We start from the raw sequence: 15,565 nt of genomic DNA on the forward strand, positions 1-15,565 counted from the left end.
TTAAAAATACAATTTAATGAGTAGTTTCTAACGAAAAGACATAGAATTAAGTAGTTTTAGAGATGATATCTTTAATGATTGTTTTTGCATGTATTCTGGAATTCTCAATAAACCAGATGTGCGTATCCATTCCCCCACAAATAACTCCAGCTAAATAAATTCCTTCAACATTAGATTCCATAGTCTTGTCATCATATTTTGGATATTTTTTTTCATCATTCGAAAGTTGTATTCCTATTCTTTCTAAAAAGTCAAAATTAGGTTTGTATCCTGTTAATGCAAGGACATAGTCATTTTCTATAGAAATTTCTTCTTTAGGAGTTTTTATGGTCAGTTTATCAGGATGTATTTCTTTTACAGTAGCATCATAATAGGCTTTTATACTTCCTTCTGCGATTCGATTCTCAATATCAGGACGCACCCAATATTTTACTCGTTTTCCAATTTCAGCAGATCTAACAATCATAGTTACATCTGCTCCTTTTCTATAGCATTCTAATGCAGCATCTACCGCCGAATTACTAGCTCCAACAACGGCTATTTTTTGTTTGGCAAAAAAATGAGGGTCTTTGTAGTAGTGAGATACTTTTGATAATTCTTCACCAGGAACATCAATAGTATTTGGAATATCATAAAACCCAGTCGCTACGATAATATGATTAGCTGTATATGTGTCTTTTTCTGTCTCAATAGAAAAGAGATCTCCTTCTTTTTGTACCGAAGATACCTGTTCAAATAAATGAATATTTAGATCATTAGAAGTAACAATTCTACGATAATATTCTAAAGCTTCATTTCTTTTCGGTTTTGCTTCATTGCTAATAAACGGAATATTATCAATTTCTAATTTCTCAGAAGAAGAAAAGAATTGCATATTCACAGGATAATTAAAAAGAGAGTTTACAATAGGACCTTTTTCAATAATTAGATAATCAACTCCATTTTTTTGAGCTTCCAGACCACAAGCAATACCAATAGGTCCACCACCAATTATAATAAGATCAATATGTGTCATTAAGCAATAATCTCTTTTAAGCCTTTTATAGTAGCAGTAGGGTTTTCGCTTTTAAAAACGTAACTACCTGCCACTAAAACATCTGCACCAGCTTCTATAAGTGCTTTGGCATTTTTATCAGTAACTCCACCATCAATTTCAATCATAGTCTTCGCATTATTGCGATCTATAATTTCCTTTAATTGTTTTACTTTCTTATATGTGTTTTCAATAAAAGATTGACCACCAAACCCTGGATTAACACTCATGATGCACACCAAATCAATATCATTAATTGTATCCTCAAGTAGACTTACATTGGTATGTGGATTAATAGCAACTCCAGCTTGCATACCTTCAGCTTTTATGGCTTGTAATGTTCTGTGCAAATGGGTACACGCTTCATAGTGAACGGTTAGAATATTGCTACCTAAATCTGCAAACGTTTTTATATACCTATCTGGATCAATAATCATTAGGTGCACATCAATTGTTTTTGTAGCGTGTTTAACAATATCTCTTAATACAGGCATACCGAATGAGATATTTGGTACAAAAACTCCATCCATAATGTCTATATGAAACCAATCGGCATCACTATTGTTAATCATTTCAACATCACGTTGTAAATTAGCAAAATCAGCAGCTAATACGGAAGGGGCAATTAATTTTGAAGCCATAAATAGTAAAATTTGCTGCAAAAATACTATTTAAGTTTTGAAATTGGGGTTAAGAAAGCTGCATAAATTTGTTTGTTAAGTAGGATACGCTGTTAAAAGTTTCTGGATTATGGTTTCTTTCTTTTTCCAGAAAGCCTTCTAATTCTGAATGTTTCGACTTTCTGTTAATTGTTAGAAAATCAGAATTGTATTTTGTAAAGGAAGGTTCTTCCATTTCATGATCAAATATTTTTATAATGTCGTAATGTCTGGGATCGATCAGTATTTTGCGAAACAGTTCTTTGATGAGTGCTTTTTCACCTTCAAGAATTTGGAAAAAATTACCATCAGAATACATCAAAATTCCTGTAATATTTAGATTGTCATTTGTGGTCTTAACAAATTCGAACAATTCACTAATTTTTGGAAGAGTTAATGAACGATTTGCTGTACTGACATAGCTTATAGTTTGCCACATAATTGGATCTTTCTTGGTTCTAATGTAATTTTAAGTTAAGGGAAAATTCCCTAAATAATTAAACATTAACTTTTATTTAGTATTTTAGAATTGATTCAAGTGATTGCGATTATTTTCTTTAATAAAGTTTCATAAACTTATTGGCTATATAAGAAATATTTTTAAAGTTTTCTGGATTATGATTTTTTTCAGATTCTAAAAAACTTTGTAACTCAGAATAATTTTTTTCTTTATTAATAACAGTGTAAGAACTCTGAAAAGTTTTAAAAGAAGGAATATCGATAGGTTTGTCAAATATTTTAATGAGATTAAAATGTCGTATGTCTTTTTCTATTTTTTTATATAGGTTTTTAATTGTTTTTGTTTCTCCTTCAATAATTTGAAAAAAGTTTTGTTCAGAATGCATTAAAATTCCTGTAATACCCAGTTCTTCATTTTTGAGTTTTGTAATAGTAAGTAATTCATTTACATCCCGATCAGAAAGGTTAATAGAAGTACTTACGTAAGATATTGTGTGGTATAAAGAGTCCTTCATATAACATAAAGTTATAGATTTAGGGGGGAATTTTTTAGTTAATGTATGTTTTAATGTGATATTTTAACAGTTGTTTATCCAGCAAAGAATTTTACTTCTACCGAATAATACCCTTAGGAAAGTTTCATAAATTTATTCGCCATATAAGAAATACTCTTATAGTTATCTGGATTATAAGATTTTTCCTCATTTAGAAAATTTTGGAGTTCATCATGACTATTAGATTCACCTAAAACTTTAAAATTAGAGTGATATTTTGAAAAACAAGGATTAACGATGGCTCTGTCAAAAATTTTTATAATATTGTAATGTCTGGAGTCTTGACTTATTTTATCAAATAAATCAATAATAAGTGCTTTCTTACCTTCCAATACTTGAAAGAAATTACCTTCGGAATGCATTAATATTCCAGTGATTTTGAGCTCATTGTTTTTTACCTTAACAAATTCAAATAACTCTTCCATATCTTCATTTGTGAGTGAAGAATCTGCCGTACTTACATAACTGATGGTTTGCCACATGATTGCCCTTGTATATACCTTTAAAGATACTATTTTTTTAGGGTAAAAGGGGATTTATTCTTTTATAAACATCATAATGAAATTGTTAATTGTGGTTTAGCAGTAATACGTGTAGTGACTTATATTCATAAATGAAAAAACCTCCGGTAATCAGCCGGAGGTCATTCATCAATCAAAAAACGAACAGTTATGTTATAAACTGTTTGTAACCGCAATTTAGGAAATTAAAAGTTATCCTAAATAAGTTTTTAATATTTTACTACGAGATGTATGTTTTAATCTACGAATAGCTTTTTCTTTAATTTGTCTTACACGTTCTCTTGTAAGGTCAAAAGTCTCACCAATTTCTTCTAATGTCATTGGATGTTGATCTCCAAGACCAAAATATAATCGGATTACATCCGCTTCTCTTGGTGTTAATGTTTCTAACGCACGTTCGATTTCTGTACGAAGAGATTCATGCAATAGAGATCTATCAGGATTTGGAGATTCTCCAGAGTTCAAGACATCATATAAATTAGAATCTTCACCTTCCACTAATGGAGCATCCATACTTACATGACGACCAGAGTTTTTCATCGACTCTTTTACATCATTAATAGTCATATCCAATTCTTTAGCTATCTCCTCAGCACTTGGCGGTCTTTCATGAGACTGTTCTAAGAATGCATATGTTTTGTTAATCTTGTTTATAGAACCAATTTTATTAAGTGGTAAACGTACAATACGAGATTGCTCAGCTAGAGCTTGTAATATCGACTGACGAATCCACCAAACCGCATATGAGATAAACTTAAAACCTCTAGTTTCATCAAAACGCTTAGCTGCTTTAATTAAACCTAGATTTCCTTCATTAATCAAATCCGGTAGCGTAAGTCCTTGATTCTGATACTGCTTAGCAACAGATACAACGAATCTTAAGTTTGCTTTTGTTAATTTTTCAAGGGCTCTCTCATCTCCAGCTTTTATTCGCTGAGCTAATTCCACCTCTTCATCAGCAGTAATAAGATCTACTTTTCCTATTTCCTGCAAATACTTATCCAGCGATGCAGTTTCACGATTCGTTACCTGCTTCGTAATTTTAAGTTGTCTCATCTATAGTTTCCTTGAAATTTAATATTGTGAATATTTAGGGCTTCTCTTTTCTTAATTATACGTAAGGTGTTATCAAAATGTTACAAAAAAGTAAAATATTTTTTTATCCTTTTTATTTTTCACCTCTTTTTATCGAATTATTTAGTCGTAAAATGCAATGTTTATTTACATATTTATTCGAATTCTAATACATTTTTTGCAATAATTAAAGATCGCAATGCTTCAATCTTTTTTTGCATTTTGTTAAAAAATAAATTTCTTTCTTTCTCACCAGCAGTACTTAATAGTTTGGAACCGTCCATTTGTATTTTTAAAAATTCTTCAGCTTGATCACAAGTAATTACATCATTGGTTCTGTAATACGAAAGAATTGTGAATGGAACATAAAGTGACCTTTCAGTTGGAGTTTTTACCAAAACACGGTTATTCATAAGAAGCAGCTCATTATAATAAAATTTAAAATTATCTCGTTGTTCGATTATTTTTTTAGAAATCTTAGTAAGTAATAATTGAAGGTCATCACATATTTGAAGTGCGTCTTTTGAAGTAAGTGAATCAGATTCGAAGTAAAAATGTATTTGTTTTAAGGTACTATTGATCGTGGTAATATCCCAAATTTCTATAGAGTTAAGGTCATTGTACATATTTCCTAAGCGTTTTGCTGCTTCTAGTAGGGATAATGATGGATTAAAACCAGTGAATTTAATCTCACTTAGATCAGAATCCATAATCTTTAACCACACATACATTTTGAACTTTGAAAGTAAATTATCATCAGAAGTATAAAATATAGGCAAATCTTTTGCTGAATATATCATTTCTACGTCAGGGTTATTGATAAGAGGAGATAATGATTTATACGAATTTTCATAATATGCCAGTAAACTTTTCATATCCTGAACGGGTGCTGTTTTTTTTACAGCCACAATATGTTCGTCTTCACTAGAAAATAATTGATCTATAGAAAGGCTAAAATATTTTGCAAGTGTCACACCTTCTTCCAACGATAGTTTACTCTTTTTACTTATTCTTCTATGTGCGGCGTCATAACTTATATCTAAGGCCGTAGCAACTTCATCAATAAGTGATGTTTTCGAACTGATTTGTTTTTTAATAAGTTCCAGAAGATTTTCTTGTATCATTATGAGGTTATTTGTGATTGATGATATTTTGAAGGTGGGAAATTAGAGCAGAAAAATAATTTAATTTTGTGATTTTCACAAAAAAATAAATTTCAGTTTGTGGTTTTTATGTTTTTCACAAAGCACAAAATAGCTTTCGATATTTGTGATTTTTGCAAAAAAATAAATTTCTTTTCGCATTTATCACTTTTTGTCTTGTAGTTATCACAATAATTTTGACTTGTGAAATTTTAAAAACAAGAAAAATGAAAAGAAAAGTAGTTGTAATCTTATTGATATTAATTTCAATATCAGTTTTTAGTCAAGAGAAGAAAAAAAATAGTAAAGTTCAAAATACGAAATCCTTAAGTTTTTCGCCAATTCATTCTCGTATTACGAATGTTAATGGACTTGTAGTAGGTTTAGGACATTATGAAAATAAAAAAATCGATTATCAGAAAATTAATGGAGTTAATATCGATGTACTTCATCCAGCTCCTTTACTTATTATGACGGCTGGTTTGGAAATTCCAATACGGTTATTACCTGTAGGATTGACTTTTGATGGTTTTACAGATATTCATGTTATAGATAGAAATTTTGATATAGAAAAAACTCAATTATCTATGAATGGGTTAAATCTTAGTGTAGGAGGGTTTTATGATCGAACTGATTTTAATGGATTAAATATTTCTCTATTTAATATAGTTAAGAAGATGAATGGGATTTCTGTAGCTCCTTTGGTTAATGGCTCTACAAATTTTAATGGGATTCAGCTTTCGGCTGTTGCAAATATTTCTGCAGAAGGTACTGGTGTTCAGGCTGGAATTTCAAATGTAGCTGGAAAGTTTAAAGGAATTCAAATAGGCTTATTTAATAAAACTGCAGATCAGCGAGGTTTACAAATAGGTCTTTGGAATAGAAATGAAAGACGCTCATTCCCCTTTATTAACTGGCAATTTTCTAAAAAGAAAGAGAAATCTAAAACTTCATAATTATGAATATCACTAGCAACTTAAGTATCGAAGGGGATTACGGATTCGAAGCTTTTTATGTACTTACTGGAAACTTGGTTGGTCTTATTCCAGTAAAAGACAAATTATATACTAGAATTAAATTGTTGGATAAAGAAACATTGAAGATTAGTTTAATGAAATCTGAAACACAAAAGGTCACTAGATATATTAAAGGATCGCTAAAAGATGGGATTTTTAGTGTGTCCTCTACTAATAAAGCCACTTCCATATTATCATTTATTAAACATTGGCGCACGCAAAAAATAAATGTACACTCTAGAAAAGAACAATTATTAGTGTTTTTATCTAAAACGGGAAGTGTTCAATTAGGCGTTTTTAAGGATATTACTTTCAGGAAAAAGAAGTAAAGTGGCAGAATAATCTCAAAAAGATAGTCTTAGTTTTTAACGTATAAATTCTTCACATTATACGAATGTTGGAGTGTTAGAATAGATGATTTCTAATAGATCCAATAGCCATTGGTATGTCAAATTTTTAAAGAAATAATTATGCAAAAAATAAAATTTTCTAAAGATGAAGGTTCGGAATTTTATAAAGAATTGACACGTAAGATCCAGGAATATTTTGAATCTAATAATATTCAAAAATACGGAAATAATAAAATGGTTTTTAAAATCATCCTGTACTTTATGTTAGTAATTGTGTCATATGCTTTCATGGTAACCTCTTCAGATATTACGAACTTTTACTTGTTTTATGTAGGTTTAGGAATATCGGTATTGCTAACAGCATTTAATGTATCTCATGATGCAGCGCATGGAGTTGCTGTAAAAAGTAAATTTTGGAATAAGATCTTATTTCAACTTAGTTTTAATTTACAAGGGAATAATGCATACGTATGGGGTGAAAATCACAATGAATCTCATCATTTATATACGAATATTGAAGGAAGTGATATTGACGTATTAAACAATCCCCTAGTCAGAATGACAACAGGCCAAAAGAGATGTTGGTATCATAAATTTCAATATCTATACGTTCCGGTTTTGTATTTGTTTTATTCACTTAACTGGTTTTTGTTTAGAGAGTTTTTAATGATCTTTAATCGCTCTAGTAGAACAATTAAGATAACCATTCCAACATGGGAAATTGTAAAGCTATTATTTTTTAAAGTATTCTATATAGGTTACATGATTGTTATTCCTAGTATGTTATTACCATTTAGCTGGGAACATATTATAATCGCCTTTGTCGTCAATCATTTTTTAATTTCTATAATATTTACGGCTGTTTTAGGAGTTTCTCATTTATCAGATTTTGTAGAACATCCAGAAGCTGATATAGAAGGCAATTTATCCATGAGTTGGCCGAAGTTGCAAATGTGTACTTCCATAGATTATAACGTAGATAGTACTTTTTTGAATTGGGTTTTAGGAGGTTTTAATGCTCATGCATTACATCATTTATTACCTAATATATGCCATGTGCATTATATAAAGTTAGCTCCAATATTTAGGGAATTAGCTAATAAATATCATATTCCTTATATGGAGATGACGTATACCAAAGCTCTGAAATCACATTTTAGATTTCTAAAGAAAATGGGAACTCAAGAAATGCCAAAACCTTTACAATATGAGATCTAAACATATATATAATAAGTATCATGTAGAGCTTTTTGGTTCTATTCAGGAAGAGATTTATAAAAAAATAGATTTTTGTAATCGTCGATTTTATAAAAAGATTTTCGTAAAAGGATGTATCTATTTTTTCTTAACTGCTATTTCTTATAGCATACTTTATCAAATAGATGATCAACGTTTATTGATACCGGCGTATATTGTATACGGGTTAATTTCTATGCTATTCGCGTTTAACTTTGCTCATGACTTTTCTCATAATACTATTTTTAAGAAGAAAGAGCTAAACCATAAATGCTTTATAGCACTATACACTATGGTTGGAGCACATGCAGAAGCTTGGAAAGATAGACATGTGACCTCTCATCATCACGCTCCTAATGTTGAAGGGTATGATACCGATTTGGAAATCACAAACTTAATTAGAGTAGTTCCTGGTTCAAAAAGGAAATGGTATCATCGTTTTCAATATATATATGCTCCATTTTTATATACTACGTATTCTTTGTTTTGGGTATTCATCAAAGATTTTAAAGTGTTTTTTAATCAACAAAATAGAAAAAACAAGCATTCTTTGAGATATGTAACCTCTTTCTGGTGCCAAAAGATGGTTTATTGTAGTTATTTGATGGTATTGCCAATAATATTTATTGACTTAGAATGGTATTGGATAGTTGTGTCGTTCCTAAGTATGCATTTGGTACAATCGTTATTTTTACTATTTACTTTTTTTATGACACACCATATAGACGGTCTAGCATATCCTCAAAAAGATATTTCTGGATATATAAAAACATCTTGGTTTATGAATCAGATTCAAAGTTCAAATGATTTTTATCCCTTTAGTAAATTGGCAAATTTTGTTTTTGGAGGATTCAATAATCATATAGCGCATCATCTTTTTCCAAATATTCATCATGTATATTATCCAGAACTGAATAAGATTCTTTACACGATTTTGAAGAGTCACCAGATCATTCCGAATCAAACATCTTATTTCGGTGGAGTAGTGGCGCATTTATCGCATTTGAAAACTTTAGGAACAGAACAATAAATTATATCAATCATTAGTAAGAATAAAACACCTTCATTTTTTGAAGGTGTTTTTACATTAAGTCTCTTAATTGTGATTATCACAAGAATTAATGCATTTTTTGATACTAGGTACTATTGAATACTCTTAATATTTTGACCGTTTAAGTCTATTTCGATACTATCTCCATACATTCAGCGTGTCAAAATGAAGTGTTCATCCTTGAATTTTAAAACTACTTCCCTTTACATACGACATAGATCCACATAAAAGAGACGTATTTCCTCTAAGTCATATTGTAACTATACACATCATCTTATTTGGTATTCATGAACATATGATCCTTGCTTTGTGAATATCACAAGAACAAAAAAATATACTCGCGATTTCGACAACTATAGTAATTAGATAGCAAGTATGTTTGAATCACTAAACAATTTTAAAACAATTTGACATGATGAAAAAATGTATTAAAGTGGGAATTCTTTTAATCATACTTCAATCCTTGATTAGTTGCTCAGCCACTAGACCCTTTAAATCCTTTACTAATGGTAGTCATGGATCGGTAAATTCATACACCGCAAAACCGATATATAATGGGGAGAACACTTCTGAAATTTATGCCTCCGGAACTTTAGATATAGCAAGACAAGAACAATTTAGACAAGATGACGATGACAGAAAAACCGTAGCATCTCTAGATGTATATAAATCTTTTTCACGAAAGTGGCTGAATTTCTTTTATGGAGCTAATGCTGCTTATGGAACATTTACCTTTAAAGATGAGGAATTAGATTTAAACTCAGGTCAAGCCATTATAACTTTGGACGAAAAGCTAGATTTTTATAATGTAGGACTAAAAGCGGGAGTTAATTTTAAGGTATCAACTTCTAAATTCGAATTTAGACCTGTTGGGTTAAAAGTTATGTACACCTATGAGTTTGGTCCCTATCAGGATAAATTAGATGAAATTGACAATATAATGTTACAGGATTATAATGTACTTAATAAGAAATCTTTTTTCACCATTCTTGAAGAAAGTGAAGTGTTGTATAAGATTAACACGAATAATTCGGTCGGCTTAGGCGTATTTGCTGGATTAAACACAATTAGAGATACGGGTGCATCAATTATTGGAGGCATGGCAAGTTATCGATATAAAAGGGTCATATTTAGTTATCTATTTCAATCAACATTTATTGATACAGAAGAGGTTGAAGGCCAAGATAGAAGTATAGGAATAAATTCTCATAAAATTGGAATTGCCTTTCAACTTTTTTAAGGAAATAAGGGCTGCCTTGTAAACTTGCAAGCGAAAAGCCTCTTCGTATTTTTCCAAATTGTAATTATCACAAGCACAAAAAATCATACACGCGATTTTGACAACTATAATTAACATATGCCCCGTATGTTTGAATCACACTAAACAATTTTAAAACAATTTGACATGATGAACAGATTAGTCACACTCTGTACGATTCTTTTATTAACTATGAATTATACACTTGGTCAAGAAAACCTTAATGAAGAATATAAATTAAAAGTTAAATCTATAACTGCTGGTTTTGGAGTGTATACTTCAGATCTGAGAGATAGTGAAGACTCTTTTAGGTTTGATCAGGCTGGATCTACATTCTCAGCGGGACTATCATTAGTTTATAAAAAACATCTTTTTTCACTTGATATAGATCTTGGATTAGATGTGCTAGATCTTTTTGGTAATGACGACGGTGAAAATGCTAGCTTCAATAGTTATGACATTTTGTATGGTCGAGAGTTTTCTATTTTTAAATGGTTACGAATAGAAGCGCATACCGGTTTGGGGTTATATCTCTATAAAGATAGATTGGTTGCAGATAATAGGTACGATACAAAAGCAGTAATTGGAATTCCTGTTGATATTCGATTCATGATTGATTCTTCCAGAGGATTTTCATTTGGGATAAATCCGGAGCTAAACTTCAATGAAATCAATACTACTTATATAGGGAATATTGTGTTTCAATACAGATTTAATTAACCTCTATTACCTTTTGGCTTTGCGATGATCGCAAGAGCAATATTTTATACTCGCGATTTTGACAATTATAGTAATTAGATAGCTACTATGTTTGAATCACTAAACAATAAATTTTAATATAATGAAGAAGTTAATCAGTATAACAATTTTATTTCTATGCATATCAAAATATGGTTATAATCAGGATTTAGACACAAATAAAAAACCAAGAAATGAAAAAAAGCCTATTGCATTTACTAATGGACTAAGTACAATTGCTAGTGATGAGAGTAATGAATTAGATATCTATGCAGGTATTATGTTTGAACGGAAGAATGGATGGGGATATGGTTTTGATTTTACAAGATCTGCCTATACGCCAGAAAGTACAAAAGGAATTCCTCCAATCGAAGAAATTGAAAATTTTGAAGGAACCGAATTACCAGAAGGAATTGAAAAAAGATTTCCTTATAGTGGTGAAAGAGATAATAGGTTGTATACTTTTTCTCCTAATGTATTCAAGTCTTTTGCTCTTAATAAAAAGAGATCACTAAAAATATTAACATTGATCGGCCCCTCTATTATCTACAGCGAAGATTATGAATATAGGGCAGAGTATTCTCCAGCTTCTTCATGTGGTTTCGGAGGCCCTTGTTTTCCAGGTTCTTTTGGACCTTCATTAGATTATAAGAGAGTTCAAGAGAGTAGGAAAGTAATTTTGGGTGGTTTTTCTAAAATATCATTGAGATATACATTTAATAGTGTAGTTGGTTTAGAACTTTCTACCTATGGAAATGTAAACAATGTAAAAAGTGTGTATGGGTTTCAGTTTGGAGTAGTGTTAGGAAGACTTTTTTAATACGAATGGTTTTCTAAAATTATCATAGAAATAAAATTTCATACTTACGACTTTGAAAATCATAGTAAATAGATAGTGAGTATGTATGATGAATAAACAGTGTAAAACAAAAAAATACAATGAAAAAACAAGTAAAATTAATATTCTATTGGCAGTGGTTTGGCATAAAACTAAGAGATATTGTACGCCAAGTTTTTGACAAAGAATCTGAACAGACGAATTCTATTTTAGGTAATTTCCAATCTGTATTGGGATATAAGCTATTGGTGTTTATTCTTTTTAGTTTGTTATCAAACACAGTCGCTTCACAAACCGAGGAAATTATTAATCCCAAAGGGAAATGGTTTTTTGGGGCTGAAACAGGATTAAATATTATTACTTCTTATGATTTAGGAGAATCTAATACATCTCTGCAAGGTGGAGTTTTAGTGGAGTATTATTTTGCTAAACATTGGAGTTTGTCAGGAAGACTGAAATATTTTAAGACTGGTTTGTCATTTTTTGAAGAGGGTAATGGGGGTTCTATATTTGGTATTCCTTCTTCATCTGGTGTATTTAATGGTGAAACCTTTTCAATTCCAATTAACATTAAATGGGAATTTAGGATTTATAAAAATTTTAGTGGAAATATTAAACTCGGCTATGCTTATAATTTTGAAACTAAAAGTGAGTATTTGAATTATACCAGTAATTTAAGAACAGACTATTCAAAGCATTATGGAAGTGTAAATCCAGGTGTAGGATTTAATTATTTCGTAAATAAAAAAATGTCAGTTTATATTGATTTCGAAAGTTTTTTTGGTCCGAAAAGGGGGAAGACACCGAGTTTGCTTTCTGATGGTTCAAAATACTTGAATAATTTATTACTTAATGTTGGGGTGAAATATACTTTTAAAACCGATGATTAATTTTGGGTAATTTTTCTAGAATATCATTAAGATATACATTTAATAGTGTCGTTGATTTAGAACTTTCAACCTATGGAAATGTAAATGGGGTTAAGAATGTTTATGGATTTCAATTTGATGTAGTGTTAGGGGACTTTGTTAGCCAAATGAAAACCGCCTTAAATGTTTATAATTTAAGGCGGTTTGTTTTATGGTTATGGTATCTCTATTGAATCATAAAACGACCATATACTCCTTGAATTTTAGCAATGTAAGTACCGCTGCTAAAATTACTAGTATCGATCTGACCACTAATACTATTAAATTCTTTTTGAACGATTTTTCTGCCCCTAAGATCGTATACTTCTACTAAACCAATGTTTGTTTTAGCTGTGATTTGAATTGGTTGATTTTGGGCAGGAACAGGATATAATAAAATACCTTTACTTGCTAGAGAGTTTTCATCAATTCCTAATGTAGACTCGCACTCTGGATTACCATATATATTTACTTCCACAATACTGGCGAAACCTGATCCAGTACTAGTACCATTCGAGGTGAATTTGAGATACCTTCCCATTACGTTGTTAAGTAAAAATAATTGTTCCGTACTTTCCGCTCCACTTTCGATAGCGCTATCTTGACCAGTTAATACAGTAGTAAATGGCCCATTTTCTTCATTTGCTACTGCAATATCGAAATTGATCGTTCTTTCATTAGCTTTTAAGACATGAATTCCTATTTGACTAAGAGTTCGTATACAGGATACATCAAATGTGATAGAGACCTCTGGTTCTGTATTTGCGTCTCCTGTCCAATATTCTGATGCAGTTACATTATTATCCCAAGCAAATTGAGGTCCAACGTTTGGTTTTCCTTGTTCAGTTCCTACAGCAGTTGCATCAACAATTGTAATTTCATCAGTAAATAGATTAGACTGTATAATAGTTACTGTAGTGGTTAAATCATTTCCTCCTGCAACCTCATTAATAGTTATGGAGGCTGTTCGTTGCGAAGCGCTACTATTTTCTGTATAGTTTGCTGTTATTATCGCAGAATTGCTTCCAGAAGAAGTATCAACGGTTAACCATGGTGAATTTTCGCTAATGTTCCAATCAACATTAGCGTTGATTTCAAAGGAAACATTACCACCACCTCTGGTAACGTTTATGGTTGTTGGGTTAACAGTCAATCTAGGAGTGTCAATACTAGTTCCTCCAAAACCAATAGTCACACCTACATCTGAAGTAGTATGTGGAAGTCGAGAACCTCCTGAATTGAATTCTTCTGCACCTGCGTCAAGATTTCCGGAACGATTTCCCCCTAAAATGTCAGTGGTTACGAAGGGATAATTTCCAACAGCGGCATCGATAGCAGGACTATTAGAACCTAATTCATAATATAAAGGACCGTTCTCCAGAAGTCCATTGGTAACAACTAGGTTATTATTACTTCCAGTGTTAAGATCCCAAGATCCACTTTGAGTAATATTTCCTTGATAGATGGAAGTTCCAATCGGAGTTGTTTGTTCGTCAACAGCGCTTTCCGCAGTATTGATCATAATGTTATTGGCAATTACCAGGTTTTCTGGTGCTAAACTTAAATTTCCTCCAACATTGGTTCCTATTCTAAAACCATAATCACAGTTTACAAAAGTATTATTTACTATAGTTGCATCGATAACTTGATAGTATCCATTGAGAGCTGTATTAGGTCTGCCGTTACTCACATTAATTGCCCCAGCTGTACTTGTATTACTACCATCTGGTTTTTCAGAATTTACTCCTTCTATATAATTGTTGTATACTTTATGGCCTTCTCCAATAACACGAATACCACCCGAAAAAAGATTGTTCTCGGCAAAAAAGAAATTATTATATACTTCGCAATCATCTCCGTGTCTTAATGTTAGTGTACCCTGATAATCTCTAAAAGTATTGTTGTAATACTTGTTTTCACCGCTTTTGTTAGAAATGATTTCTACTTCACCAGACCAATTATAGAATAAATTGTCATAAACTTCTGTATTAGATGGATGCAATGAAGTACTACTATTTCCTATTCGAATAGCATCTTGATCATTATCTTGATTAACTTCTCTTATAGGAGTACGATCAGCAAAATAATTATGATGAATTTTTGTGAAATCTGGTTCTGCAAATTCTGTGGAAGTAGCATTTCTATTATCGTTAATAATACTTCCAATACCATGTTTTCCAATAAATGAGCTATAGCTTATTTCATTATGTTGTCCGTATACAATAATCCATTTAAAAGTTAACGTTTCTTGTGAAACTGTTCCGTTATACCGATCTACCTTGATATTTGTTACTGTACAATGGTCACATTCATTGTTATTACTATCTCTGAATTCTATTATAGGTTCTATAGAACTTCCACTAGTGCTTAAGTTAGATGGATTTTGAAAAACTACACCTTCAAAAATGATATAAGAACCGCCCATACTCACTCTAGAGTTGCCTTCAAAGAATACTGCACCTGGAGTTTGTGCTTTGATAGTAATTGGATTTGTTGCAGTACCATTCTTATTAATGTTTATGACGGTATTTGTCCAAGTTCCATTGGCTAAGGTAATGGTTGATCCTGCCGATGCGTTCGTGATGGCATTTTGTAATTCAGAATTGCTAGAAACTGTTTGTGCAAATATTGGAGTATTTGCAATAGTCAGTAATGCACAAATGATGATTGTGTACTTTAAAATGTTGATGTTCATGATTTAGGGTCTTCTGTTAAATTGGTTAACCAA

General features: G+C 31.1%; 16 protein-coding genes. 8 read left to right on the forward strand and 8 right to left on the reverse strand.

The genetic code is table 11. The features are described from left to right. Positions 1 to 46: 46 nt before the first annotated feature. The 7 genes from GBO31_RS01815 to GBO31_RS01845 all read right to left on the reverse strand — a co-directional run bounded on the left by GBO31_RS01815 (position 47) and on the right by GBO31_RS01845 (position 5,424). The gene (locus GBO31_RS01815) at positions 47 to 1,015 is read right to left on the reverse strand and encodes a YpdA family putative bacillithiol disulfide reductase (protein WP_219006598.1); all 969 of its coding nucleotides are present in this window, start codon (positions 1,013 to 1,015) and stop codon (positions 47 to 49) included. Beyond that, positions 1,015 to 1,674: a ribulose-phosphate 3-epimerase gene (rpe, locus tag GBO31_RS01820; RefSeq protein ID WP_219006599.1), complete on the reverse strand. Its 660-nt coding sequence runs from the start codon at positions 1,672 to 1,674 to the stop codon at positions 1,015 to 1,017. Before rpe ends, GBO31_RS01815 begins: the two co-directional genes overlap by 1 nt. 49 nt (positions 1,675 to 1,723) lie before the next feature. Next, on the reverse strand, positions 1,724 to 2,131 hold the full coding sequence (locus GBO31_RS01825; protein ID WP_219006600.1) for a BLUF domain-containing protein: 408 nt from the start codon (positions 2,129 to 2,131) through the stop codon (positions 1,724 to 1,726). A 118-nt stretch (positions 2,132 to 2,249) separates the two neighbouring features. Continuing rightward, entirely contained in the window at positions 2,250 to 2,666 is a 417-nt protein-coding gene (locus tag GBO31_RS01830) for a BLUF domain-containing protein (protein ID WP_219006601.1), read from the reverse strand. A 113-nt stretch (positions 2,667 to 2,779) separates the two neighbouring features. Beyond that, a complete protein-coding gene (locus GBO31_RS01835; RefSeq protein WP_219006602.1) occupies positions 2,780 to 3,187 on the reverse strand; it encodes a BLUF domain-containing protein in 408 nt (135 codons plus the stop codon). Between the two features lie 231 nt (positions 3,188 to 3,418). After that, entirely contained in the window at positions 3,419 to 4,282 is an 864-nt protein-coding gene (locus tag GBO31_RS01840) for a sigma-70 family RNA polymerase sigma factor (RefSeq protein ID WP_027395748.1), read from the reverse strand. A gap of 173 nt (positions 4,283 to 4,455) precedes the next feature. After that, positions 4,456 to 5,424, reverse strand: coding sequence for a hypothetical protein (locus GBO31_RS01845; RefSeq protein ID WP_219006603.1), 969 nt, complete (start codon positions 5,422 to 5,424; stop codon positions 4,456 to 4,458). 245 nt (positions 5,425 to 5,669) lie between these two features. Here GBO31_RS01845 and GBO31_RS01850 point away from each other — a divergent pair, with 245 nt between their 5' ends. The 8 genes from GBO31_RS01850 (at position 5,670) to GBO31_RS01885 (ending at position 12,819) form a co-directional block, all read left to right on the forward strand. Next, entirely contained in the window at positions 5,670 to 6,398 is a 729-nt protein-coding gene (locus GBO31_RS01850) for an LA_2272 family surface repeat-containing protein (protein WP_219006604.1), read from the forward strand. 2 nt (positions 6,399 to 6,400) lie between these two features. Further along, entirely contained in the window at positions 6,401 to 6,787 is a 387-nt protein-coding gene (locus GBO31_RS01855; protein ID WP_219006605.1) for a hypothetical protein, read from the forward strand. A 141-nt stretch (positions 6,788 to 6,928) separates the two neighbouring features. Beyond that, on the forward strand, positions 6,929 to 8,026 hold the full coding sequence (locus GBO31_RS01860) for a fatty acid desaturase family protein (protein ID WP_219006606.1): 1,098 nt from the start codon (positions 6,929 to 6,931) through the stop codon (positions 8,024 to 8,026). Beyond that, complete coding sequence (locus GBO31_RS01865; protein WP_219006607.1) at positions 8,016 to 9,074, forward strand: fatty acid desaturase family protein; 1,059 nt, start codon at positions 8,016 to 8,018, stop codon at positions 9,072 to 9,074. Before GBO31_RS01860 ends, GBO31_RS01865 begins: the two co-directional genes overlap by 11 nt. A gap of 433 nt (positions 9,075 to 9,507) precedes the next feature. Beyond that, positions 9,508 to 10,335, forward strand: a complete 828-nt coding sequence (locus GBO31_RS01870) for a hypothetical protein (protein ID WP_219006608.1) — start codon at positions 9,508 to 9,510, stop codon at positions 10,333 to 10,335. A 165-nt stretch (positions 10,336 to 10,500) separates the two neighbouring features. After that, positions 10,501 to 11,073 (forward strand): hypothetical protein, encoded by a 573-nt coding sequence (locus tag GBO31_RS01875; protein ID WP_219006609.1) that lies wholly within the window; start codon positions 10,501 to 10,503, stop codon positions 11,071 to 11,073. 121 nt (positions 11,074 to 11,194) lie between these two features. Then, entirely contained in the window at positions 11,195 to 11,911 is a 717-nt protein-coding gene (locus tag GBO31_RS01880) for a hypothetical protein (RefSeq protein WP_219006610.1), read from the forward strand. Between the two features lie 119 nt (positions 11,912 to 12,030). Then, on the forward strand, positions 12,031 to 12,819 hold the full coding sequence (locus tag GBO31_RS01885; RefSeq protein WP_219006611.1) for an outer membrane beta-barrel protein: 789 nt from the start codon (positions 12,031 to 12,033) through the stop codon (positions 12,817 to 12,819). 205 nt (positions 12,820 to 13,024) lie between these two features. On the opposite strand, the gene GBO31_RS01890 is transcribed toward GBO31_RS01885, so the two are convergent. Then, positions 13,025 to 15,532 carry a chondroitinase-B domain-containing protein gene (locus GBO31_RS01890; protein ID WP_219006612.1) on the reverse strand — a complete coding sequence of 836 codons (2,508 nt, stop codon included), beginning with the start codon at positions 15,530 to 15,532 and terminating at the stop codon, positions 13,025 to 13,027. Positions 15,533 to 15,565: the final 33 nt, after the last annotated feature.

Origin of the sequence: Aquimarina litoralis (genome assembly GCF_019295435.1) — a bacterium.
GTDB classification, from domain to species: Bacteria; Bacteroidota; Bacteroidia; order Flavobacteriales; family Flavobacteriaceae; genus Aquimarina; species Aquimarina litoralis_A.

Excerpts from the sequence above, each read along its gene's own strand:
- GBO31_RS01815 (WP_219006598.1), bottom strand. The coding sequence starts at position 1,015 with ATGACACATATTGATCTTATTATAATTGGTGGTGGACCTATTGGTATT.
- rpe (WP_219006599.1), bottom strand. The coding sequence starts at position 1,674 with ATGGCTTCAAAATTAATTGCCCCTTCCGTATTAGCTGCTGATTTTGCT.
- GBO31_RS01825 (WP_219006600.1), bottom strand. The coding sequence starts at position 2,131 with ATGTGGCAAACTATAAGCTATGTCAGTACAGCAAATCGTTCATTAACT.
- GBO31_RS01830 (WP_219006601.1), bottom strand. The coding sequence starts at position 2,666 with ATGAAGGACTCTTTATACCACACAATATCTTACGTAAGTACTTCTATT.
- GBO31_RS01835 (WP_219006602.1), bottom strand. The coding sequence starts at position 3,187 with ATGTGGCAAACCATCAGTTATGTAAGTACGGCAGATTCTTCACTCACA.
- GBO31_RS01840 (WP_027395748.1), bottom strand. The coding sequence starts at position 4,282 with ATGAGACAACTTAAAATTACGAAGCAGGTAACGAATCGTGAAACTGCA.
- GBO31_RS01845 (WP_219006603.1), bottom strand. The coding sequence starts at position 5,424 with ATGATACAAGAAAATCTTCTGGAACTTATTAAAAAACAAATCAGTTCG.
- GBO31_RS01850 (WP_219006604.1), top strand. The coding sequence starts at position 5,670 with ATGAAAAGAAAAGTAGTTGTAATCTTATTGATATTAATTTCAATATCA.
- GBO31_RS01855 (WP_219006605.1), top strand. The coding sequence starts at position 6,401 with ATGAATATCACTAGCAACTTAAGTATCGAAGGGGATTACGGATTCGAA.
- GBO31_RS01860 (WP_219006606.1), top strand. The coding sequence starts at position 6,929 with ATGCAAAAAATAAAATTTTCTAAAGATGAAGGTTCGGAATTTTATAAA.
- GBO31_RS01865 (WP_219006607.1), top strand. The coding sequence starts at position 8,016 with ATGAGATCTAAACATATATATAATAAGTATCATGTAGAGCTTTTTGGT.
- GBO31_RS01870 (WP_219006608.1), top strand. The coding sequence starts at position 9,508 with ATGATGAAAAAATGTATTAAAGTGGGAATTCTTTTAATCATACTTCAA.
- GBO31_RS01875 (WP_219006609.1), top strand. The coding sequence starts at position 10,501 with ATGATGAACAGATTAGTCACACTCTGTACGATTCTTTTATTAACTATG.
- GBO31_RS01880 (WP_219006610.1), top strand. The coding sequence starts at position 11,195 with ATGAAGAAGTTAATCAGTATAACAATTTTATTTCTATGCATATCAAAA.
- GBO31_RS01885 (WP_219006611.1), top strand. The coding sequence starts at position 12,031 with ATGAAAAAACAAGTAAAATTAATATTCTATTGGCAGTGGTTTGGCATA.
- GBO31_RS01890 (WP_219006612.1), bottom strand. The coding sequence starts at position 15,532 with ATGAACATCAACATTTTAAAGTACACAATCATCATTTGTGCATTACTG.